The organism is Draconibacterium mangrovi, from assembly GCF_010586825.1.
In the GTDB taxonomy this organism is placed as follows: Bacteria; Bacteroidota; Bacteroidia; order Bacteroidales; family Prolixibacteraceae; genus Draconibacterium; species Draconibacterium mangrovi.
Genome location: NZ_JAAAGB010000001.1, coordinates 153,609 through 176,554, shown reverse-complemented (window position 1 = coordinate 176,554; position 22,946 = coordinate 153,609). Strand labels below are relative to the sequence as shown.

Below are 22,946 nucleotides of genomic sequence, written 5' to 3'. Positions count from 1 at the left end.
AACTATCAACTGTAAACATATAATCTAAAAAACATGAAAAAATATATTTCAACACTAATAGTGTTCTTTATTTTCTCGCTTACGCTGTGTGTAGCTCAAAGCGAAAACCCGGCCATAAAAGAAGATTTTAAACCTTCAGTTTTAAACCAGCCCGGGAAAGAATATCCCATGGTAAACTCGCAGGGTTATGCTCGTTTCCGAATTGAAGCGCCCGAAGCACAAAGTGTGGTGGTGAGCCTTGGTTTGGGGGGAACAAGAGGCGGAACTCCACTTACAAAAAACGACGATGGCGTTTGGATGGGAACCACTGCCGGACCAATGGACGAAGGTTTTCATTATTACCATGTAACCATCGATGGTGGTGTTTTTAACGATCCGGGTGCCTTGAACTACTACGGTTCGGTTCGTTGGGAGAGTGGTATTGAAATTCCGGCACACGACCAGGATTTTTATGCCCTGAAAAATGTTCCCCACGGATATGTTCAACAGGTGCTTTTTCCTTCACCAAGTACAGAAACTTCGCGCAGGGCTTTTGTCTACACACCTCCTGGTTACGACAAAAATCAGTCGGAGCGCTACCCTGTATTGTATTTGCAACACGGTTGGGGCGAAGACGAAACTGCCTGGATGAACCAGGGACGCGCGAACCTGATTATGGATAACCTGATTGCGGAAGGTAAAATCGATCCGTTTATTATTGTGAATACCTATGGCATGACCAACGAAATTAAGTTTGGCGGTTTGCGCAATTTCGACATCACTCCGTTTCAAACCGTTTTGGTAGATGAGCTGATTCCATATGTTGACGAGCATTTCCGTACAATACCTGATCAGGCGCACCGTGCAATGGCCGGCCTTTCGATGGGTGGTATGGAAACAAAAGATATCACCTTAAACAAACCGGAGGTGTTTTCGCATTATGCCCTGCTAAGTGGTGGTGTTTATGCTCCGGAAGATCTTAAAGATCATTCGAACCTGAAACTGGTATTTATCAGCTGCGGTAGCAAAGAACGTCCGGATGGCGTTAAAAATGCGGTGGCGGCTTTAAAAGATGCCGGTTACAATGCGGTTTCCTACGTTTCCGAAGGCACTGCTCACGAGTTTCAAACCTGGCGCAGAAGTTTGTATCAAATGGCTCCGCTACTGTTTAAAGAATAAGGTATGAAGAATACATTCTTACTAATTGCAGGTTTATTTATCAGCGGAATTTGTGCCGCTCAGGATGTGGTTGAGGATTTTCAGCCATCATCGGTAAATCAGCCCGGCAAACAATATCCTCAGGTGAATTCTGAGGGCCGGGTTCGCGCACAGATTTCAGCACCCGAAGCCAACAATGTGAGGCTCGATATTGGCGGCGTAAAATATGAAATGAAAAAAGACGAAAACGGCGTGTGGACCGGTGAATCGGAACCGCAGGATGTTGGTTTTCACTACTACCAGTTAAATGTTGATGGCGCATCCGTGCCCGATCCCGGAACCAAATATTTTTATGGTGCCGGCCGCTGGGGAAGTGGTATTGAAATTCCGGCCGATGATAGGGATATTTATGCGCTAAAAGATGTGCCGCACGGTTTGGTTAGCGAGCAAAACTATTTTTCAGAAATTACCCAAGCATTTCGTCGTTGTTTTGTTTATACGCCTGCCGAGTACACCGATAATCCTGAAAAACGTTATCCGGTAATGTATCTTCAGCACGGAAGTTTTGAAGACGAAACCGGATGGCCCGGACAAGGACATGCCAACTGCATTTTGGATAATCTGATTGCCTCGAATGAAGCGGTGCCCATGATTATTGTTATGGACAACGGCTATGCCTATAAGCCTCAAACTTCAGGAGGTGGTCGTCCGGCAATGGTTTTCGAAGAAGTGATGCTCAACGAAATCATTCCAATGATCGATAAACGTTTCCGAACAATTGCTGATCGCGAACACCGGGCTATTGCCGGTTTGTCGATGGGCGCCAACCAAACCATGCGGATTTGTATGAACAACCTCGATAAGTTTGCGTATTACGGCGGTTTTAGCGGTACTTCAAATTACCCCAGTTCCGACGAAATTAATGTGGAAACGTTCTTAAACGGAGCCTTCAAAAACGGAAAGTCAGTAAATGACCAGATAAAAGTTTTCTGGCTGGGATTGGGAACCAAAGAGCCCGAACCATTTCCGGGTTCTGTCGGGGCTTTCCGCAACATGCTCGAAAAACAGGGGATCAAATATAGCTATTATGAATCTCCTGAAACCGCTCACGAATGGTTGACCTGGCGCAGGGATTTGCACGAGTATGCACAATTGCTGTTCAAATAAAAACTGAAAAATGAATAACTTACTCAATAAACCGGATTTCAAACGAGCTAAACTGTTGCTGGTGTTTTGTTTGCTAGCTGGTTTTGTGTCGGCACAAATGCCCGAAAATTCCATTTCGGCACCTACCAATAACAACGCCAACCAATGCCCGTGCATCATGCCCGATAACTCAGTAATGTTTGAGGTAAAAGCGCCCAACGCCCAAAAAGTACAGATCGATCTTGGTAAAAAGTACGACATGGAAAAAGGTGTAGACGGCGTTTGGTCGGTTCGTACCGAGCCTATTGTTCCCGGCTTTCATTATTACTTTCTGGTAATTGATGATGTGCCGGTTGCTGATCCGGCGAGCCAGTCGTTTTACGGAACCGGAAAAATGACCAGCGCCATTGATATTCCTGAAAAAGGAGTTGATTTTTATGAAATAAAAGATGTTCCGCACGGCGCTTTAAGTTCGAAATACTATTATTCGGAATACACCAAAAACTGGAGGCACCTGTTTGTTTATACGCCTCCGGGCTACGATAAAAATACCCGCGAAAAATATCCGGTAGTTTATATTCAGCACGGTGGCGGCGAAGATGAAACCGGCTGGGCTGTACAGGGAAAAACCGATATTATTCTGGATAACCTGATTGCCGAAGGAAAAGCCAAACCAATGATAGTGGTAATTTCCAACGGAAACGTAAGAGCTCCCGGCGGAGCATTTGGCGGTTACAGCAGCCAGGGAATGGTTCCTTTCAAGGAAGAAATGACGAAAAATATTGTTCCGTTTATCGATAAGAATTACCGCACACTGGCAGATGCGAAAAATCGTGCCATTTGCGGGCTGTCGATGGGAGGTGGTCAAGCGTTTTTCGTGGGTCTGGAAAGCCCTGATTTCTTTGGCTCTGTTGGTGTGTTTAGCACCGGGCTGTTCGGCGGAATCAGAACTTCGGGAAGTGGTTTTGATGCCGAAAAAGAAATTCCGGGACTTTTATCAGAGTCTGAAAAATTCAATAAAAACCTGGATTTATTCTATATTTCGTGTGGCGAGCAGGACATGCGTATTGAGCATACCAAAAAGGCGGTAAAAACAATGCGCGATAGCGGCCTGGATGTGGAGTTCAATTCTTTTCCCGGCGACCACGAATGGCAGGTTTGGCGAAAGTCATTACTCGATTTTGCATCAAGAGTATTTCAGTAAAAAACTAAAATCTAAATTATGAAACGAATAAAGAATCTACTACTAATTTTTGTTGCTTCATTGTTTGTGTGCCCGTTAGTTTCACAAGCACAGCAGGCCAATGTAAACCTCGATTATAACCCGCAGAAAGACACCGAAGGACTGATTCCTTTTAGTGCGCCTTTAAATTCGCCCGAAGTACACGATGACCATATGGTGACTTTTCGATTAAAAGCACCCGAAGCCAAGGTGGTTACAATTACTGATGGAACGATTCTTACCGCTCTTGGCAGAGGACGTGAGCCACTTCCGCTTGTAAAAGGAGAAGATGGAATTTGGTCGGTAACCGTGGGACCTTTTAAACCCGATATGTATGCTTACCATTTTAATGTTGACGGCATGCAAATTTGCGACCCGAGCAATACAATGGCCGCTTTTACGGCCATGCCACCATATAGTCAGTTGATTGTACACGGCGACGGCCCGGCGTATTACGATGCCAAAAACGTACCTCACGGAAACGTTACGCGCCACATTTATCATTCGGATGTTACCAATGGCGAGCGCGAAATGTATGTGTATACACCTCCGGGTTACGATGCTTCCAAAAAATATCCGGTGCTTTATCTTGTGGGAGGGAGCGGCGAATTGCCATCAAACTGGATTTACGATGGCCGTGCCAACCTGATTCTGGATAATTTGCTGGCCGAAGGGAAAGCCGAACCGATGATTATCGCTATTCCGAACAACCAGGTAATTCACCGGAATCATCCACAGCATACCGAGCTCACTTTCGATATTTTTGAAAAAGAACTGCGTAACCATGTGATTCCGCTGGTTGATGCAAGTTACAGCACCATCCAAAATCCAAAAGGACGTGCCATTTCAGGTTTGTCAATGGGTGGACGGCACAGCATGTTTATAGGTTTCCGTTCGCTCGATTTGTTTGCGAATTTTGGAATTCTTAGCGCGGGTGACGTAACAGCCGAAACTACGCTCGAACATTTTCTGACCGATCCGAAGGTAAACGACAAAGTAGATTATCTTTTTATAGGACAGGGAACGGAAGAAGCCAAAGGATTTTTTAGCCGGCGAGTTGATGGATTGTGTAAGGCACTTGACAATCACAACATCGAATACGAATATTATGTGGGCGGCAGTGGTGGCCACGATTGGTCAACCTGGAGGCACTTATTGTATTACAGGTTTCTGCCAAATCTCTGGAAATAGCAAACAATACAATAATTACCCTTCGACTACGCTCAGGGTGACAGTCAGACTGAGCGTAGTCGAAGTCTGATAATACAAACTAAAAGACTGAAATTTAATAGCTATCAATAATGAAAAAAACATTCTATTTAATTGCAATTACAATCATTGTTTTAATGAATGCCTGTTCTCAACTTCCGCCCGAGCAGGTAAAAGTTGAACAGGGAATTGTAGAAGGAACCATCGAAGATGGGCTTCGGATTTTTAAAGGCGTGCCGTTTGCCGCACCTCCGGTAGGTGATTTGCGTTGGAAAGCACCACAACCTGCAGAAAAGTGGGAGGGAGTAAAAGAAACCAAAGAATTTGGACCTTCTCCCATGCAGGGCGGTAATCCTCCGGCTGGAAAAAGCGAAGACTGTTTGTACCTGAATATCTGGACTCCGGCAATGTCGGCCGAAGAAAAACTACCCGTGTTGGTTTGGATTTACGGCGGAGGTTTTAGCGGCGGAGCAACTTCGTATTACGATGGAACGATACTGGCAAAAGAGGGCGTAGTTTTGGTAAGTGTTGCATACCGCGTAAATCAGTTTGGCTTTTTGGCGCACCCCGAATTGAGTGCCGAAAGCCCAAATCATGTTTCAGGAAACTACGGAATTCTCGACCAGATTGCCGGTTTACAATGGATACAGGATAACATTGCCGCTTTTGGTGGCGATCCTGCTAAAGTTACCATCTTTGGCGAATCGGCCGGAGGTATTTCTGTAAGCATGTTGTGTACATCGCCTTTGGCAAAAGGACTTTTTAGCGGTGCCATTTCTCAAAGTGGCGGTTCGTTTGGACCGACCCGTCCAAGAACGTTCCCGGGCGAAAACATGAAAACACTGGAAAAGGCAGAAGCCGATGGTGTGGAGTACATGCAAAAAGCAGGCGTTTCCAGTTTGGCCGAACTTCGTGCTTTGGATGCCGACGAAGTGCCAAGCGGTTTTGGTATGGCCGGCGGATGGCCAATTGTTGATGGTTATGTAATCCCCGACGATCAGTATAAACTTTACGAAGAAGGAAAATACAACGATGTACCTGTGCTTATCGGGTACAATTCGGATGAGGGAGCAAGTTTCTCGCGCGAAAGAGAACCCGAACAATATTATGCCGGGGTAAGAGCGCGATATGGAAAATTTGCCGACAAGTTGATTGAAGCTTATCCGGCAGGTGAAAACACGGTTCCTAAAACTGCACGCGACCTGTCGCGCGATGCCGCTTTTGGATGGCATACTTGGAGTTGGGCGCGTTTGCAATCGGAAACCGGACAATCGGATGTGTATTTGTATTATTTTGATCAGCACCCCGATTACCCTGAAGATTCGCCTCGTTACGGATATGGGTCGCCACATGGGCAGGATGTTGCCTTTGTGTTTGGATTGAAGCCCGAAGATCAGCATGAGAATGAATCAGACCTTGCACTTTCGGAAGTAATGGTTGATTACTGGACCAACTTTGCAAAGTATGGTAACCCGAATGGTGAAGGAGTTCCTGAATGGCCGGTTTTCAGCAACGAAAATCCCGATGTGATGTACTTAAAAGGGGCAACACCATTTGTGGGTGAGGTGCCAAGTGCAGCATCGTTAGAGGTCCTGAACGAGTACTTTGAGTGGCGACGTTCGACCGAAGGCAAAGAATGGGTAAATAGCCTTGAATAATTATAGACGTATAAAATATAAATCAGAATTAAAATGAAAAAAATACACAGAGTTTTATTTTTACTAATTGCATTGGCGGCAGTGTTTGCCAATCAGCTTACAGCACAGGAAAGTGCTTCACGAGTGGTTGAAGACGGCGGAACCGGCGAATACAAAGCCATTATGATTTCTGAGCCTTCGCTGGCAACACACACCGTTTTCCGGCCACAGGATTTGAGTGTTTTTGGTAAGAAAAGCAAATTGCCTGTTATTGCCTGGGGAAACGGAGCTTGTGCCAACTCGCCATGGGAGCACATTAACTTTCTAAACGAAGTGGCATCGCACGGATTTTTGGTAATTGCCATTGGCCCAATGCCGGCAGAAGGCGAACGTGGCGGTGGCCGTTCACAATCGTCGCAGTTAACCGATGCCATTGATTGGGCTATCGCACAAAACAACGATAAAAACAGTCCGTATTACAAAAAAGTAGATGTGGAAAACATCGCTGTAAGCGGAATGTCGTGCGGAGGGCTACAAACCCTTGAAATGGCACCCGACCCGCGTGTTACGACTGTGGTGGTGTGCAACAGCGGTGTTTTACCAACTCCGGGCGGAGGTATGCCGGGAATGCCGGCTTTGGTAAAAGACGACCTCAAAAAGTTACATACACCTACGCTTTACCTTTTGGGTGGCGAAACGGATATTGCCTACAACAACGGAATGGACGATTACAAACGTATCAACCATGTGCCGGTATATGTGGCAAATTTGGATGTGGGCCATGGCGGAACTTATCGTGAGCCGCATGGTGGCGAATTTGCAAAAGTGGCAACCGCCTGGTACCGTTGGCAGATGAAAGGCGATGAGGAAGCATCGAAAATGTTTGTAGGCGACGACTGCGGGTTGTGTAACGATGATGAATGGAAATTTGAATCGAAAAATTAGAACTTAAACGGAGGCCTCAATGTAATATGCAACAGACCCGGAAGCGGATTGTTGCGTATTCCATTTTGAGGCCTTTTTATTCATAAATTTGCTTAAAGGCTTGCTGGCTGGGGCTAATTCCAACGGAATTTTCAAATAATATCTAAAATTAGAATTAGATTATCTAAAATAAAAAATATAATCGGTGATATTGAGGTTACTTTAATTTTTGAAAGAATCGTTTGTTTCCGGAGTCAGATGAAATGAAAGAAGCAGGCGGTTGGTGAGAGAGATATATAGAAAACTAAATCAATTAAAACTAATTCAAACAGATGGTGAAAAATTATATTCTGGCAATATTTTTTATTCTTATTCTTGGCCCAATTTCAGCTCAACAAAATCAGATAACAAGTCCTGATGGAAAACTTGTTGTTTCAGTAAAAATAGATAATGGAGTACCTGTTTATAGCGTTTTGTTAAACGGTAAAACTTTCATAAAAGAATCGCCTCTTGGAATGGAAACCAATATTGGCGATTTTACCCAGGAACTTACCCTTTCCGAATCGATTGAAAGAAGTGAGATACACGACTCATACGAACTTCGAAACATCAAACAAAGCAAGGTAGATTACAAGGCTAACGAAGCTGTTTTTTCATTTCAGAAAGATGAAAAAACAGTTTTAGATGTTGTCTTTCAGGTAAGCAATAACAATATAGCCTTTCGCTATAAAGTGCATCCGCAAAAAGAAACCCGGAGTTGTGTGGTAAACAGCGAATCAACAGGATTTGTATTCCCCGAAGGAACAACAACCTTTTTGTGCCCGCAAATGAAACCCATGACCGGTTTTGCCCGCACCGCTCCAAGTTACGAAACTGATTATACCCTCGATGATGAAATGGGGAAAAACGGATGGGGATTTGGATACACTTTCCCTTGTCTGTTTAAAGTGAACGATGCCGGTTGGGTACTGATATCGGAAACCGGAGTCGACAGCCGTTATTGTGCCAGCCGTCTGGTTGGAAATGAAGACAAAACCTACTCGATTGCATATCCTTTACAAGAAGAAAATAACGGGAACGGCACCAACACTGCCGGAATTCCCTTGCCGGGTTTTACTCCCTGGCGAACCATTACCGTTGGCGAAACGCTGGCACCTATTGTAGAAACCACCATTCCTTTCGATGTTGTGGAGCCACTTTACGAGGCCTCGCAAGAATATAAATACGGAAGCGGAAGTTGGAGTTGGATCATAAAAATGGACGGTGCAACAACTTTTGATGTTCAAAAAGAATACATTGATTTTAGTGCTGCAATGGGATTTGAAACCGTTCTGGTAGATGCTTTGTGGGATACGCAGATTGGTCGCGATAAAATTGAAGAACTGGCAAAATATGCAGCTTCAAAAGATGTTGCTTTGTATTTGTGGTACAATTCGAACGGTTACTGGAACGATGCTCCGCAGGGGCCACGTGGAATTATGGATAATACCATTATCCGACGCAAAGAAATGGCCTGGATGCAACGAATTGGAATTCGCGGTATTAAAGTTGATTTTTTTGGTGGCGACAAACAGGTAACCATGAAGGTGTATGAAGACATTTTATACGATGCCAATGATTACGGTCTGTTGGTTGTTTTTCACGGTTGTACTTTACCACGTGGATGGGAACGCATGTTTCCGAACTTTGCCTCTTCCGAAGCTGTTCGTGCCAGCGAAAATCTGCATTTCGGTCAACGAAGCTGCGATCTCGAAGCCACAAATGGCTGTTTGCATCCATTTATCCGCAATGCCGTTGGTAGCATGGATTTTGGAGGAAGTGCCCTAAACGAGTTTTACAATGCCAACAATACGCCGGGAAGAGGAACAAAGCGAATGACTTCGGATGTTTATGCCCTGGCAACAGCTGTTTTGTTTCAAAGTGCAGTTCAGCATTTTGCACTGGCGCCCAATAACCTTACTGATGCCCCTGAGTGGGCCATTAATTTTCTGAAAGAAGTACCTACCACCTGGGACGAAGTACGTTTTATCGACGGTTATCCCGGGAAATATGTGGTTTTGGCACGCAGACATGGCGATACCTGGTATGTGGCCGGTATTAACGCACAGAAAGAAACCCAGGAGTTAACGATAAAGTTACCAATGATAGCTGCCGGAAGTAACTATCAGATATATAGCGACGATGCAGCTTTGAATGGAAAGCTTGAAACGGAACGACTGGCGAAAAGTCAGGAAATAAATATTTCGATTCCGGGCAATGGCGGGCTACTGATCGTGAACCAGAAATAGAATTGACAAAAAGAAATTTAAAGAGAATGATCAAGTTACTGACAGTACTTTTTGCATTTGTTTTAATAAGCACCGGAGTAGGGGCCGAAAATGGTCACAAGCTGTGGCTGAGAGCCAATAGCACTATCCCGGTTGAAGTGAGGTGTTCAAAAAAATCGCCTACCATCGACATTGCAATTAACGAACTAAAGAATGGTTGGCAGGGAAAAGCCGGTCAGCTTATTGAGTTGAAGATTGTAAAAGATGACCTGTTGGAAAACGATGGCTTTCGTATAAACGATAAAAGTATACAAGCCAAAACTGATGCAGGCTTACTATACGGCGCTTTCGAAATTTTGCGCAGGCAACAAAGCGGTGAATCAATAGCTGAAGAAATTGTAAATCCGTCGTATAATTTGCGCATACTAAACCATTGGGATAACCTGGATGGAAGCGTTGAACGGGGGTACGCCGGACGTTCCATTTTTTGGCGTGGAATCGATTCTCTGGAAGTTACTTCAGGCGATTTAAACCTTTGGAAAGAGTATGCCCGTGCCAATGCTTCGGTAGGAATTAATGCTACCGTACTGAACAATGTAAATGCTTCACCATCCGTATTAACAACACCTGTTTTGGAGCGGGCAAAAGCTGTTGCCGATGTACTGCGCCCTTACGGAATAAAAACTTATCTGGCTGTTAACTTTGCTTCGCCTGAAGTAATTGGTGGCCTCGAAACTGCCGACCCTTTTGATCCTGCTGTAAAAGCCTGGTGGAAGGAGAAAGTAAAAGAAATATATACGTTAATTCCCGATTTTGGTGGTTTCCTGGTAAAGGCAAACAGCGAAGGACAGCCCGGACCACAAAACTTTGGGCGTAACCATGCCGATGGTGCCAATATGATGGCCGAAGCGCTCGAACCCTACAACGGTATTGTAATGTGGCGTGCCTTTGTTTATGATCCATCGGATGAAGACCGTGCCAAACAAGCGTACAATGAATTTATGCCACTGGATGGACAATTTCATGACAATGTGATCATTCAGGTAAAAAACGGTCCTATCGATTTTCAGCCACGCGAACCGTTTAGCCCCTTATTTGGTGCCATGAAAAAGACAACTGTAATGCCCGAATTGCAGGTTACAAAGGAATATCTCGGACAGTCGGTGCATCTGGTTTTTCTGGCTACCATGTGGGAAGAATTTCTAAAAAGCGAAACCTGGCAGGAAGGTGCAGGCAGTACGGTTGCCCGTTGCACCGATGGCAGTCTTTTTAATCAGAAATACAGCGCTATTGCGGGCGTTGCAAACATCGGGCTCGATGCCAACTGGTGTGGTCACGATTTTGCTCAGGCCAACTGGTATGCTTTTGGGCGGCAAGCCTGGGATCATTCGATTAGCAGTGCACAAATAGCCGATGAATGGTTGAAACTTACGTTCGGGCCACAAAATATTGATAAAGAAACAAGCTCTTATGACCTGGAGTGGAATCCGTCGTTTTTACAACCCGTGAAACAAATGATGCTCAACAGTCATGAAGCTACTGTTAATTACATGATGCCTTTGGGGCTTCATCATATTTTCTCAGCACACGCACATTACGGCCCCGGGCCATGGTGGGCTCCACGTGGTATGCGTGCAGACTGGACTCCTCCGTATTATCATCAGGCCGATTCTTTAGGAATTGGATTCGATCGTACGGCTTCGGGCAGCGATGCAATTAGCCAATACCACGAGCCGCTTGCCGGCCAGTTAGCCGACCTGAATACCTGTCCCGAGGCGTATTTGCTTTGGTTTCACCATGTTTCGTGGGATCATAAAATGAAAAATAACAGAACGCTTTGGAATGAGCTATGCTATCGGTATGACGAAGGAGTGAAACAAGTGCGCGAATTTCAGCGGGTTTGGGACAAGGCAGAACGTTTTGTCGATGCGGAACGATTTGCAGCAGTTCAGCATAAACTTACGGAACAGGGCATGAATGCACAGGAATGGAAAGACGCCTGTTTGCTGTATTTTCAGCAATTCAGTAAACAACCAATCCCTTATGAACTGGAACGGCCATTATTTAACCTGGATGAGCTGCTCGAACGTGACAGACAGCGGGTTCGACGGAGTCGGTAGTTAGAATCACAAGTTGAAAATAATTATACCTATAACCTAATTAAAATGAATTTCAAAAAATACTTTATCCTTGCCCTGCTCTTTGTAGTACCGGCATTTACGGTTTTGGCACAAAATCCGATAATAAGAGATCAGTTTTCGGCCGATCCTACGGCACGTGTAATGAACGGAAAGGTTTACGTTTTTCCTTCGCACGACATTCCGGCTCCGCCTAATAAGAACCTGCGCGAGAACTGGTTTTGTATGCCCGATTACCATGTGTTTTCATCTGAAGATCTTGGCGAATGGACCGACCATGGCGTAATTGTTAGCCAGAATAAAGTGGCTTGGGTTGATTCTACCTCACACAGTATGTGGGCACCTGATTGTATCGAGCGCAACGGAAAATATTATTTCTACTTTCCGGCCAATAAAAATGTAGCGGGCCCTAACGGGCGCAAAGGTTTTGGAATTGGAGTGGCCGTAGCCGATAAACCTGAAGGTCCTTACGTTCCGGAGGAAAATGCTATTGAAGGTATTTTTGGTATCGATCCAAATGTTTTGATCGACAAAGACGGACAAGCTTATTTATATTATTCGATGGGCAACATTTACGTGGCAAAACTAAAAGAGAACATGACAGAACTGGCAACGAAGCCGGTTGCCATTGCCAATTTGCCCGAAAGAGGAATGAAAGAGGGCCCGTTTGTTTTTGAGCGAAACGGAAAGTACTACCTCACTTTTCCTCATGTGGAAAACGATACCGAACGGTTGGAGTACGCCATGGGCGATAGCCCCGAAGGCCCGTTTACCATGACCGGAGTGATTATGGACAAATCGGAAACAGGGTGCTGGACTAACCATCATTCGTTGGTTGAATATAACGATCAGTGGTATTTGTTCTATCACCATAACGATTATTCACCTCATTTTGATAAGAACCGTTCGGTGTGTATCGATAGCCTGTTTTTTAATGCCGATGGAACCATTCAAAAAGTTATTCCAACCAAACGAGGTGTTGGTGTAACCCCGGCATCCGGTAAAATTCAGCTCGACCGCTACAGCGCAATAAGCGAAAATGGCGCAACAATAGCTTTTAACGATACCACCAATACTTTCGCAGGATGGAAAACCACCCTGGCCAATAAAGGTGCCTGGATTTCATACAACACGGTAAACTTTGAAAAGAAGAACACCGGAAAAGTTGTGGTGAATGCCGGTGCACTAAACGGTGGAAAAGTAGAACTGAGAATTGATGCAGTGGATGGCCCTGTTCTGGCTGAAATAAATGTGCCGGAAAGTAAAGAAATGACCGTATCAAAAACAAAAATAAACAAAGTTGAGCCCGGTATCCATAATATTTTTGTGGTGGCGGCGAACGATAATCCGGTGGAAATAGACTGGATAAGTTTTGAATAGAACAAGAAGAAATGCCTCTTTGTAAGAAGAGGGTTAATAATCTGGAAAGATGAAGAGATTTGTATTTTTATTATTCATTGCCTTTTGTGCCTGCGCACAGCAACAACCCGAAGACGAAACTTTACTTAAGCTGCGCTACGATAAGCCGGCAGAACAATGGGTTGAAGCACTTCCGGTTGGAAATGGCCGTTTGGGGGCGATGATATACGGAAACCCTGAAAACGAAATAATTCAGTTAAACGAGAATACCATTTGGGCCGGACAACCCAACCGAAACGATAATCCGGATGCCAAAGCATCATTAAAAAAGGTGCGTCAGTTGATTTTCGATGGAAAATACAAAGAAGCACAGGATCTCGTTAATCGTGATTTTATCACCAAAAAATCGCATGGAATGCCCTACCAAACTGCAGGGAATCTGAAGTTGACCTTTGAAGGGCACCAAGATGTAAGCAACTATTCGCGTGAATTGAATCTGGAAACGGCTGTGGCTTCATCAAGCTACCAGGTTGGAGAAGTAAATTACAAAACGGAGGTGTTTTCATCTTTCCCCGACCAGGTTATTGTGGCGCATATTTCTGCAGATAAATCAGGTGCATTGAACTTTTCGGCAACGCTTGACCGGCCTACGAAGGTCACGGTTACCACCAACGGAAACGACGAGTTGGTGATGACAGGAGTTACCAGTAGCCATGAAGGTGTTAAAGGAGCTGTAGAATTCGAAACCCGGGTAAAAATACTAAACGAAGGTGGAGAAGTTACAGCCGATGAATCGGAGCTGACTGTGAGTAACGCAAAAGCGGCAACCATCATTATTTCGATGGCCACCAATTTTAACAATTACAACGATATTAGTGGAAATGCCAACGAGCGTGCAACCCAATATTTGCAGGCAGCCATCCAGAAAAAATACAAGGATTTATTAGATGATCATATCGCTGATTACCAGAGCTATTTTAAACGAGTTGATTTTGATTTGGGAGAAACCGAATCGGTTAATAAAATGACGGATGTTCGGGTGGAAGAATTTGCAACGACAGACGATCCGCAGTTGGTGGAGCTTTATTTTCAGTTTGGCAGGTACCTACTTATTTCATCGTCGCGCCCGGGTGGTCAGCCCGCCAATTTGCAGGGGATTTGGAACGACCAGTTAATGCCGCCGTGGGACAGTAAATACACGGTTAATATTAATGCCGAGATGAATTACTGGCCATCGGAAAATACCAACCTGAGCGAATTGAATGAACCGCTTATTCAGATGGTAAAAGAATTATCGGAAACCGGCCAAAAAACTGCGCAGGATATGTACGGTGCCAATGGCTGGGTATTGCACCATAATACCGATATCTGGCGTATTAACGGGCCAATTGATGGCGCTACCTGGGGCATGTGGCTAATGGGTGGTGCATGGTTATCGCAGCATCTTTACGATAAATATGCTTATAACGGAGATACAGAATACCTGAAAAGTGTTTATCCGGCCATGAAAGGAGCAACATTGTTTTTCCTTGATTTTTTGATTGAAGAACCCGAAAATGGATGGCTGGTGGTTTCGCCTTCTGTTTCACCCGAAAATACTCCGGCAGGTCACGGATCAAATATTGCCGCCGGAACAACCATGGATAACCAGCTGCTTTTCGATTTGTTTTCGATAACTGTTAAAGCCGCTGAAGTTTTAGAAACTGATACAGTCCTGGTGGAAAAAATAAAGGCTACCATGCAGAAACTGCCTCCCATGCAAATTGGAAACTGGGGCCAACTGCAGGAGTGGATGTACGATTGGGATAATCCCAACGATCATCACAGGCACATATCGCATTTATTTGGACTTTACCCTTCCAACCAAATATCACCTTACCATTCGCCCGAATTATTTGAGGCTGCACGCACTTCGCTGGTAGCCCGCGGCGACGAATCAACCGGTTGGTCGATGGGATGGAAAGTAAATCTTTGGGCACGTTTGCTCGATGGTGATCATGCCTACAAACTAATTACCGACCAGCTAAAACCTGTTGCGCGTAGCGGCAGAAGAATGAGCGGTGGTACTTATCCGAACCTGTTTGATGCGCACCCGCCTTTTCAGATTGACGGGAATTTTGGTTGCACAGCAGGAATTGCCGAAATGTTGATGCAAAGTCAGCACGGAGCCATTCACTTGCTTCCGGCTCTTCCGTCAAAATGGAGTAATGGATCGGTGAGCGGATTGGTGGCTCGGGGAGGTTTTGAAGTAGACATAAAATGGGAGAATGGTGAAGTACAAACCGCGGTTATCCGATCGAAACTGGGCGGAAATTGCCGTATTCGTTCTTATGTTCCTTTAACTGGTGACGGTTTGAAAGAGGCTACCGGCGAAAATCCAAATCCGTTTTATTCCATTCCTAAAATAAAGGAGCCAAAAGTAAATGCTGAAGAAGTGAAACTGCCGGAGTTGAAAAAAGTATATGAGTATGATTTGGAAACAATTGCCGGTCAGGAAATACTTCTAATGAAATTATAGAATGCAAAAAACATTACATAACTTAAAATCTACAATGATTAAAAAAATGGGAAGAACACTTTGTCTTTTCGTTACAATACTGCTGTTGTTACCGGCAACCAATATATTCGGCCAGCAGCAGGATAACAAACAAGGGGCCTATTACACCGGTAAGTACCGAAACCTTTTTGCAGAAGCCGGGTATGCACAAAAAGACATTGATGAGAAATTGAAAAAAGCGTATTCCGATCTTTTTGAGGGACCCAATCGTATTTATTTCGAGGTTGAAGATTCGCTGGCTTACGTTTCAGATATTAAAAATAAGGATGCACGAACCGAAGGCCTTTCGTATGGTTTGATGGTGGCTGTTCAGTTTGATAAAAAGGATGTTTTTGATAAACTTTGGCGATGGAGCAAAAAGTATATGCAACATCAGTCGGGGCCACGCGAAGCCTATTTTGCATGGAGCGTTAATCCGGAAACAAATAAAATGAACTCGATAGGCTCGGCCTCGGATGGCGAGCTGTATTTTGTAACCTCACTGTTGTTTGCATCAAACCGTTGGGGCAACGATAGCGGAATTGATTATTACGCCGAAGCACGCCGTATTTTAGACGCCATGTGGGAAAAAGACGGCTCCGAGAGAATACATCACATTATCAATGTTGAGCATAAACAAATTAGCTTTGTTCCCGAAGGGGATGGCTACAACTGGACTGACCCATCGTATCATGTACCGGCATTTATGGAAGTATGGGCCGATTTTGCCAACGACGGGCACGTGCAGTTTTACCGCGATTGTGCCGATACGGCACGGGTTTTTCTTCACCGGGCCTGCCATCCTGAAACCGGACTGAATTACGATTATGCCAACTTTGATGGATCGAAACACGATGCCCGCTGGATGCCTCAGGCATTTCGCTATGACTCGTGGCGGGTACCCATGAATATTACCATGGACTACATTTGGTTTGGCAAAGACAAAAACTGGCAGGAAGATTATGCCGGGCGGTTCCAGGGATTTTTGCGATCGCAGGGAATTAACGACTTTGCCGATCAGTACAACCCCGACGGCACAAAACCCGAGTGGATACTTCAGGCTGGTGGTTTCAGAAAATTACGCCATTCGCTGGGATTAGTCGCTACTTCGGCAACGCTTTCTATGGTTGATGAGGTTGATCCGGAGTTTGATTTTGTACATAAACTCTGGAACGCCAAACTGGAACCTTATGAAGATGGATATTTCGATCCGTATTACGATGGTTTGTTATACCTGTTCAGCTTAATGCACCTGAGCGGAAATTACCAGGCAATTTTACCCGCTGAGCACCAATAATGAGAAATGAAATAATTTGAATTCCAACTAAAAAATAATATCAAATGATGACTAGAATGAAATTAACAGTGGCCGTTTTGTTAGTGCTTACATCGAATGTACTATTTGGCCAAACCAAAATTACGCTGTATTCAGATCAGGCGGAAACAAAAATTAATAAAGAAATATACGGTCATTTTGCCGAGCACCTGGGCCGATGTATTTATGGCGGAATATTCGTTGGCGAAGACTCAGACATCCCCAATACCCGTGGTTTTAGGGATGATGTTACCGGAGCTCTAATCGATATGAAAATACCTTTGTTACGTTGGCCGGGAGGTTGTTTTGCCGATACCTATAACTGGAAAGACGGCATTGGCCCGCGCGAAGAACGTCCATCGATGGTAAATGTACACTGGGGTGGTGTTACCGAAGACAACAGCTTTGGAACACACGAATTTCTTGATTTTTGTGATTTGATAAATGCCGAACCATACATAAATGTAAACGTAGGATCGGGTACTGTTCGTGAAGCTTCGGAATGGATGGAATACGTAACATCATCGAACATTAGCCCGATGACCGATTTAAGAAAGAAAAACGGACGCGAAGAACCATGGGATGTTAAGTACTGGGGAATTGGCAACGAAAACTGGGGCTGCGGTGGTAACATGACTCCTGAGTATTATGCCGATGTTTACAAACACTTTGCAACTTATAGCCGTGGAGCTGAATATAAAATTGCTTGTGGAGCCAGCGATATTGACTATAACTGGACTGATGTTTTAATGAAAAAAATGCAGGATAAAAGAAACCTGATGCAAGGATTATCATTGCACTATTATACCATTACACATAACTGGAGCAAAAAAGGATCGGCAACTGATTTTGATGAAAAAGAATGGTTTACCACACTCAGCAAAACCTTGTTTATGGATGAACTGATCCAAAAACATTCAACTATTATGGATAAATACGATCCTAATAAGCGTGTTGGTTTAATTGTTGATGAGTGGGGAAACTGGTTTGATGTGGAGCCCGGAAGCAATCCCGGATTTTTGTATCAGCAAAATACCTTGCGCGACGCACTGGTTGCCGGTATAAACCTCAATATTTTTAATAATCACGCCGATCGTGTTAAAATGTCGAACATTGCACAAACCATTAACGTGCTGCAATCGGTTATTTTAACCAAAGACGATGAAATGGTTTTAACCCCAACCTATTACGTATTTAAAATGTACAGTGTACACCAGGATGCAACATTAATACCTGCTAACCTTAAAACCAGCAAGTACGAAATGAACGGGGAGTCGGTTCCGGTCGTAAATGCCTCAGCATCTACAAAAGATGGAGTAATTTCAATTACCTTGTGTAACCTTAATCCGAACGATAGCGAAAATGTTGAATTATCGCTACCAACCGACGAAATTTCAACAGCGAGCGGACAGATTATTACTTCGCAGAGTATAAACGATTTTAATGATTTTGGTAAAAACGAAACCGTTAGCCTCAAAGAGTTTAACATACCAAAACCAAAAGATGGTAAAATTTCTTTTGAATTACCTGCAAAATCAGTTGTGCTTGTTCAGCTGAAATAGGAATACATAGTTTTATAGGATAGTTAAAAAGAGGGAGCGCTTGAGTTTCCTCTTTTTTATGTTTAACCATTAGATGATTTGTTGTGCATAAAAGATGGTAATCGCGCATACCAATTCATCAAAGCCGCTATTTAAAAAGCTTAATTTCTTAATAGAATAATTTTTATTGCGGATTATAAATCCATTATGTTGTAACAGAACCAAACGCCATAGAAAAGTATTGCCCTTTAAAATCAGAAGGATTAGACAAACAGGTTTTTGTTTATTCTTCTTAAATTTCTATATTCCCTCTCTTTAATAAAACTAAATCATGAATACCGGAAAATATTATTTTCTTCAGCTTGTTTTCATTTTCCTTACCTGTGTATCGGGTGTTACCTCTGCTAAGAATTCGCACCAGTTCTACAACCTGAACGAAGACTACGGTATTTCAATTCGCGAAACCAACCAGGTTTGTGAAGATGATGATGGTTTTATCTGGATTTCTTCAAAAGTTGGAATAGTGCGCTATTCCAGAGATGATATCAGAACCTACCAACTCCCTTACGACACCGAAGACATTATCACTGTTCGGATGGAATATACCAATGGAAAATTATATGTATATACCAATAACGGACAACTATTTATTTATAATAATATTCAGGATCGGTTTGAAATTATAACCAACCTCGCCAAACAAGTGGAAGATCCTCATGTAGTGGTGAATAAAATGCTGGTTGATTCTGAAGAAACAATCTGGGAAGCCAGTACCTCCGGTTTATTGAGGTACAATAAAAATGAAGGTCTGAGTACCTATTTTGATCACCAGAACATTCATTTTTTGGAATGGTTGGATGATTATCGTTTTTTTTATGGCACTGAAAAACACATAGGTATTTTTAATATTAATACCCTGAATTCTGAAGTGTATTACAGTTTGCCCGAAGGACTGAACATGTTTTTTTCATACATTGAGTTCGACCGAAAGGAAAATACACTGTGGTTAGGAACATTAAGCGATGGTTTATATTGCCTGAGAAAAGGGAATACCGGGGCTGAATTGTCTGCTGTAGAAAATATTCCCAATCAACCGGTTCAGGCAATTTGTCCTATTTCTACATCAACCTTGCTGATTGGTGTTGACGGACAGGGCGTTTGGGAAATGGATAAGCGCACCCAGGAAATACTAGCCGTTTATAAAGATGATGCAGATAACCCGAATTCCTTAAAGGGTAACGGGGTTTATGATATATTTTGCGACCGGAATAACAGGGTTTGGATTTGTACCTATAGTGGGGGTGTTTCCTTTTTTGACCAGGCAAGCAGCTCTGTTGTTACGAAGGTATCGCATATGCCCAATAACGCAAATTCGTTAATAAATAATGATGTTAACAGTATACTCGAAGACCGGAACGGGAATCTTTGGTTTGCCACCAATAATGGCGTAAGCTATTGGAATACAAAAACCAACAAGTGGAAATCATTCTACCATAATAAGGAACAACATGCCCAGGTTTTTCTGGCACTTTGCCAGGATTCGTATGGAAGAATATGGGCTGGTTCTTACTCATCGGGTATTTATATTTTGGATGAGAATTCCGGAAAAGAACTTAGGCATTTAAGCCATGAAAATACTCCGGGCGATTTTGCAGGCGATTTTGTGTTTAATATAGTTGAAGATCAGCAGGGCGATATCTGGATTGGTGGAGTACGGGGAGATCTGATTCGCTATAATTTCAACACCGACACCTATACCTCTTATCCGGACTATACGATTTACATTATTGCAGAATACGGATCTGATAAACTATTAATGGGAACAACATACGGCTTGTTACTTTTTGATAAAAGTACGGGGACTCATGAAGTACTGGTCGAAGGTTTTGTTGTTTCTGATCTGTATATTTCCGAAGATATAGTTTGGATTGGAACCAATGGTAATGGCGTAATTCGATATAATTTAACCAATAAATCTACAAATAATTATACAATAGATAATGGACTCCCAAGTAATTTTGTGAATAGCATCGATTACGCAAATGGTTATTATTGGATAGGTACGGAGCTGGGCTTATGCCGGTTGAATGAAACTGACCATACGATATTAACTTTTAACTCCTTGTTATACCTTAGCAATGTTTCTTTTAACCAGGATGCACATTGTATTTTAAAAAATGGCGATTTGGTTTTGGGCTCCAATAAAGGTGCTTTGATGTTCGATCCTAATGATTTAAAGCTTACCCCGGAAGAAGGCCGTATCTTTGTTCAGGATATTTCTGTTTCAGGACGATCGATACGCGATATTGAAGATCTGAAACCGGAAGTCCCTCTTAATGAACTAAAAGAAATTAGCCTCAAATATTTTCAAAATACAATAAGTTTAGAACTTATACCTCTTGGAGTTACTTCGCCCGGAGCGAAGTTCTCATGGAAGATTAGTGGTCTGGATCAGGAATGGAGCAAGCCGGTGGATAACCGGGTTTTATCATACTCAAATATTCCGTACGGAACCTATACCATTCGATTACGAATGGTCGATAACTCTATAACAGGTGTAATTGCCGAGCGTGAGATAAAAGTGAAAATCATTCCTCCGTTCTGGAAAACAAGCTGGTTTACACTTCTCGTAATTTTCTTTGTAGCTGGCTTGGGTATTTTTGGTGTTTATTTTTACATCGACAGCTTAAAGAAAAAGCATTCAGAAGAGAAGATCAGGTTTTTTGCAAATACAGCACACGATATTCGTACATCTTTAACCCTTGTTAACGGGCCAATAGAAGAACTGAATAAAGAGTCAGGCTTAAGCGATAAAGGTTCCAATTATCTTCATCTGGCTACAGAACAGGTTCATCGCTTGTCAACGGTGGTAACACAATTGCTTGATTTTCAGAAAGTAGATATCGGTAGGGAACGGGTGGCCTATAACTTTGTTGATATTGTTAAAACAATAAAAGACCGGGTGATGATGTTCGAGGCATATGCCAAGAGCAGAGGTATTGATCTGGTTTTTAAGGCTAATTGCGTAAAATTCGAAACATCTGTTGATGAACGAATGATGCAGAAAGTAATCGATAATCTTATTTCTAACGCCATAAAGTATTCAAATCCGGATTCTCGCGTAAATATCGAGCTCAGATGTGCAGCAACAAAGTGGACCCTTGAAGTTCAGGATCATGGAATTGGAATTACCAAAAAGGCTCAGAAAATGTTATTCAGGGAATATTACCGTGGCGAAAATGCGATCAATTCAAAAATAGTTGGCTCGGGTATCGGACTACTATTGGTGAAAAATTATGTCTCCCTACACGGCGGTAAAGTTACTTGTTACAGTCAGTCTGGTGTTGGTTCCACATTTTTAGTAACCATCCCGTTTATTGCAAAGGAATATTCGGAAAGAAAAAAAGAAGCACCTTCAAAACCAGTTGAGAAAGATGTGATGAAATCGTCGATGATTAACCCTGTAACTGAAAAACAGGCGGTAGACAAACGAGGGAGTAAAATGTCGGTTTTAATTGTTGAAGATCACGATTACCTGAGAGAATTTCTTCAATCGGCCATGCAGGATCTTTTTAATATTTACCTGGCAGAAGATGGAGAGGAGGCCTGGGAAATTGTACAAAAGCAAAGCCCTGATCTGATTGTTTCTGACATTATGATGCCGAAAATGGACGGCTTTGAATTGTGTGAAAAAGTAAAATCAAATTTCTTAACTGCGCATATCCCTATTATTCTTTTAACTGCACTGGCAGGAAAAGCACAACAAATGCGCGGATTAGGAATAGGTGCCGATGATTATTTAACCAAACCATTCGATGTTACTTTACTTCAGCAACGAATAAAAACAATTCTTAAAAACCGCGAAATTATCAGGGACAAAGCCCTGAAAATGACCAGCGAAAGTAAAGAGCCGGTTATTTTGGAAAATGAACTGAACGATAAGTTTTTAAAACGGATGATTGAGGTGGTGAATGACAATATTGGTAATCCGAATTTTTCTAAAAATGAATTTGCTGCAGTAATGAATGTAAGTCCTTCGCTGCTCTACAAAAAAATAAAGTCCTTAACCGACCAGTCTCCAATCGAATTTATAAGAACAATAAGGCTAAATCATGCATATGATTTGTTAGCTTCCCAGAAACACTCCATTACTGAAGTTAGCGAATTATGCGGATTTAGCAGTGTAGGCTATTTCAGTACCGTCTTTAGAAAACACTTTGGCAAATCGCCAACGCGAGTACTGGAATAACACTCATTACTTGTTTTTTCGGATATTTTCGTCCGGTATTATGATAGCTATCCCTTTCAATTTTAGATATTAGGGTGAATAGTCACTAATAAAACTGTTGAATATCTATCTTTTAGGTGTTTCATATGTTTTGTATGTCAGGGTGTTAGGGGTGTTGTGTCCAAGAATGTCCCATTTTAAAAATCAAATGTCTAAAATTAAAAGCCCCAACATATAATGGATTCTATTTTTGAACAAGAGGAGGTGTGACAAATACCTGTTTGCTA

General features: G+C 43.0%; 13 protein-coding genes. All 13 read left to right on the top strand.

Going from position 1 to position 22,946, the window contains the following annotated elements; genetic code table 11:
* Positions 1-33 precede the first annotated feature (33 nt).
* The 13 genes from G4420_RS00760 to G4420_RS00700 all read left to right on the top strand — a co-directional run bounded on the left by G4420_RS00760 (position 34) and on the right by G4420_RS00700 (position 22,680).
* On the top strand, positions 34-1,158 hold the full coding sequence (locus G4420_RS00760) for an alpha/beta hydrolase-fold protein (protein ID WP_163321721.1): 1,125 nt from the start codon (positions 34-36) through the stop codon (positions 1,156-1,158).
* Positions 1,159-1,161: 3 nt separating this feature from the next.
* A complete protein-coding gene (locus tag G4420_RS00755) occupies positions 1,162-2,304 on the top strand; it encodes an alpha/beta hydrolase-fold protein (RefSeq protein ID WP_163321720.1) in 1,143 nt (380 codons plus the stop codon).
* A 10-nt stretch (positions 2,305-2,314) separates the two neighbouring features.
* Positions 2,315-3,487, top strand: coding sequence for an alpha/beta hydrolase-fold protein (locus tag G4420_RS00750; protein WP_204273557.1), 1,173 nt, complete (start codon positions 2,315-2,317; stop codon positions 3,485-3,487).
* Positions 3,488-3,505: 18 nt separating this feature from the next.
* The gene (locus G4420_RS00745; RefSeq protein WP_163321719.1) at positions 3,506-4,696 is read left to right on the top strand and encodes an esterase; all 1,191 of its coding nucleotides are present in this window, start codon (positions 3,506-3,508) and stop codon (positions 4,694-4,696) included.
* A gap of 110 nt (positions 4,697-4,806) precedes the next feature.
* Entirely contained in the window at positions 4,807-6,372 is a 1,566-nt protein-coding gene (locus tag G4420_RS00740; protein WP_163321718.1) for a carboxylesterase/lipase family protein, read from the top strand.
* A 33-nt stretch (positions 6,373-6,405) separates the two neighbouring features.
* Entirely contained in the window at positions 6,406-7,296 is an 891-nt protein-coding gene (locus G4420_RS00735) for a poly(ethylene terephthalate) hydrolase family protein (RefSeq protein WP_163321717.1), read from the top strand.
* 311 nt (positions 7,297-7,607) lie between these two features.
* Positions 7,608-9,563, top strand: coding sequence for a glycoside hydrolase family 97 protein (locus tag G4420_RS00730; RefSeq protein WP_163321716.1), 1,956 nt, complete (start codon positions 7,608-7,610; stop codon positions 9,561-9,563).
* Between the two features lie 26 nt (positions 9,564-9,589).
* Complete coding sequence (locus G4420_RS00725) at positions 9,590-11,662, top strand: alpha-glucuronidase (RefSeq protein ID WP_163321715.1); 2,073 nt, start codon at positions 9,590-9,592, stop codon at positions 11,660-11,662.
* Positions 11,663-11,707: 45 nt separating this feature from the next.
* Complete coding sequence (locus tag G4420_RS00720; protein WP_163321714.1) at positions 11,708-13,060, top strand: family 43 glycosylhydrolase; 1,353 nt, start codon at positions 11,708-11,710, stop codon at positions 13,058-13,060.
* 49 nt (positions 13,061-13,109) lie between these two features.
* A complete protein-coding gene (locus tag G4420_RS00715) occupies positions 13,110-15,557 on the top strand; it encodes a glycoside hydrolase family 95 protein (protein WP_163321713.1) in 2,448 nt (815 codons plus the stop codon).
* Positions 15,558-15,603: 46 nt separating this feature from the next.
* Positions 15,604-16,872, top strand: coding sequence for a glycosyl hydrolase family 8 (locus tag G4420_RS00710; protein ID WP_204273556.1), 1,269 nt, complete (start codon positions 15,604-15,606; stop codon positions 16,870-16,872).
* A 44-nt stretch (positions 16,873-16,916) separates the two neighbouring features.
* A complete protein-coding gene (locus G4420_RS00705) occupies positions 16,917-18,452 on the top strand; it encodes an alpha-N-arabinofuranosidase (RefSeq protein ID WP_163321711.1) in 1,536 nt (511 codons plus the stop codon).
* A 310-nt stretch (positions 18,453-18,762) separates the two neighbouring features.
* The gene (locus tag G4420_RS00700) at positions 18,763-22,680 is read left to right on the top strand and encodes a hybrid sensor histidine kinase/response regulator transcription factor (RefSeq protein WP_163321710.1); all 3,918 of its coding nucleotides are present in this window, start codon (positions 18,763-18,765) and stop codon (positions 22,678-22,680) included.
* The last annotated feature ends 266 nt before the right edge of the window (positions 22,681-22,946 follow it).

Bases quoted from the DNA above. Each gene is read 5' to 3' on its own strand.
- G4420_RS00730 (WP_163321716.1), top strand. From the start codon at position 7,608: ATGGTGAAAAATTATATTCTGGCAATATTTTTTATTCTTATTCTTGGC.
- G4420_RS00760 (WP_163321721.1), top strand. From the start codon at position 34: ATGAAAAAATATATTTCAACACTAATAGTGTTCTTTATTTTCTCGCTT.
- G4420_RS00755 (WP_163321720.1), top strand. From the start codon at position 1,162: ATGAAGAATACATTCTTACTAATTGCAGGTTTATTTATCAGCGGAATT.
- G4420_RS00715 (WP_163321713.1), top strand. From the start codon at position 13,110: ATGAAGAGATTTGTATTTTTATTATTCATTGCCTTTTGTGCCTGCGCA.
- G4420_RS00740 (WP_163321718.1), top strand. From the start codon at position 4,807: ATGAAAAAAACATTCTATTTAATTGCAATTACAATCATTGTTTTAATG.
- G4420_RS00710 (WP_204273556.1), top strand. From the start codon at position 15,604: ATGGGAAGAACACTTTGTCTTTTCGTTACAATACTGCTGTTGTTACCG.
- G4420_RS00735 (WP_163321717.1), top strand. From the start codon at position 6,406: ATGAAAAAAATACACAGAGTTTTATTTTTACTAATTGCATTGGCGGCA.
- G4420_RS00700 (WP_163321710.1), top strand. From the start codon at position 18,763: ATGAATACCGGAAAATATTATTTTCTTCAGCTTGTTTTCATTTTCCTT.
- G4420_RS00720 (WP_163321714.1), top strand. From the start codon at position 11,708: ATGAATTTCAAAAAATACTTTATCCTTGCCCTGCTCTTTGTAGTACCG.
- G4420_RS00745 (WP_163321719.1), top strand. From the start codon at position 3,506: ATGAAACGAATAAAGAATCTACTACTAATTTTTGTTGCTTCATTGTTT.
- G4420_RS00705 (WP_163321711.1), top strand. From the start codon at position 16,917: ATGATGACTAGAATGAAATTAACAGTGGCCGTTTTGTTAGTGCTTACA.
- G4420_RS00750 (WP_204273557.1), top strand. From the start codon at position 2,315: ATGAATAACTTACTCAATAAACCGGATTTCAAACGAGCTAAACTGTTG.
- G4420_RS00725 (WP_163321715.1), top strand. From the start codon at position 9,590: ATGATCAAGTTACTGACAGTACTTTTTGCATTTGTTTTAATAAGCACC.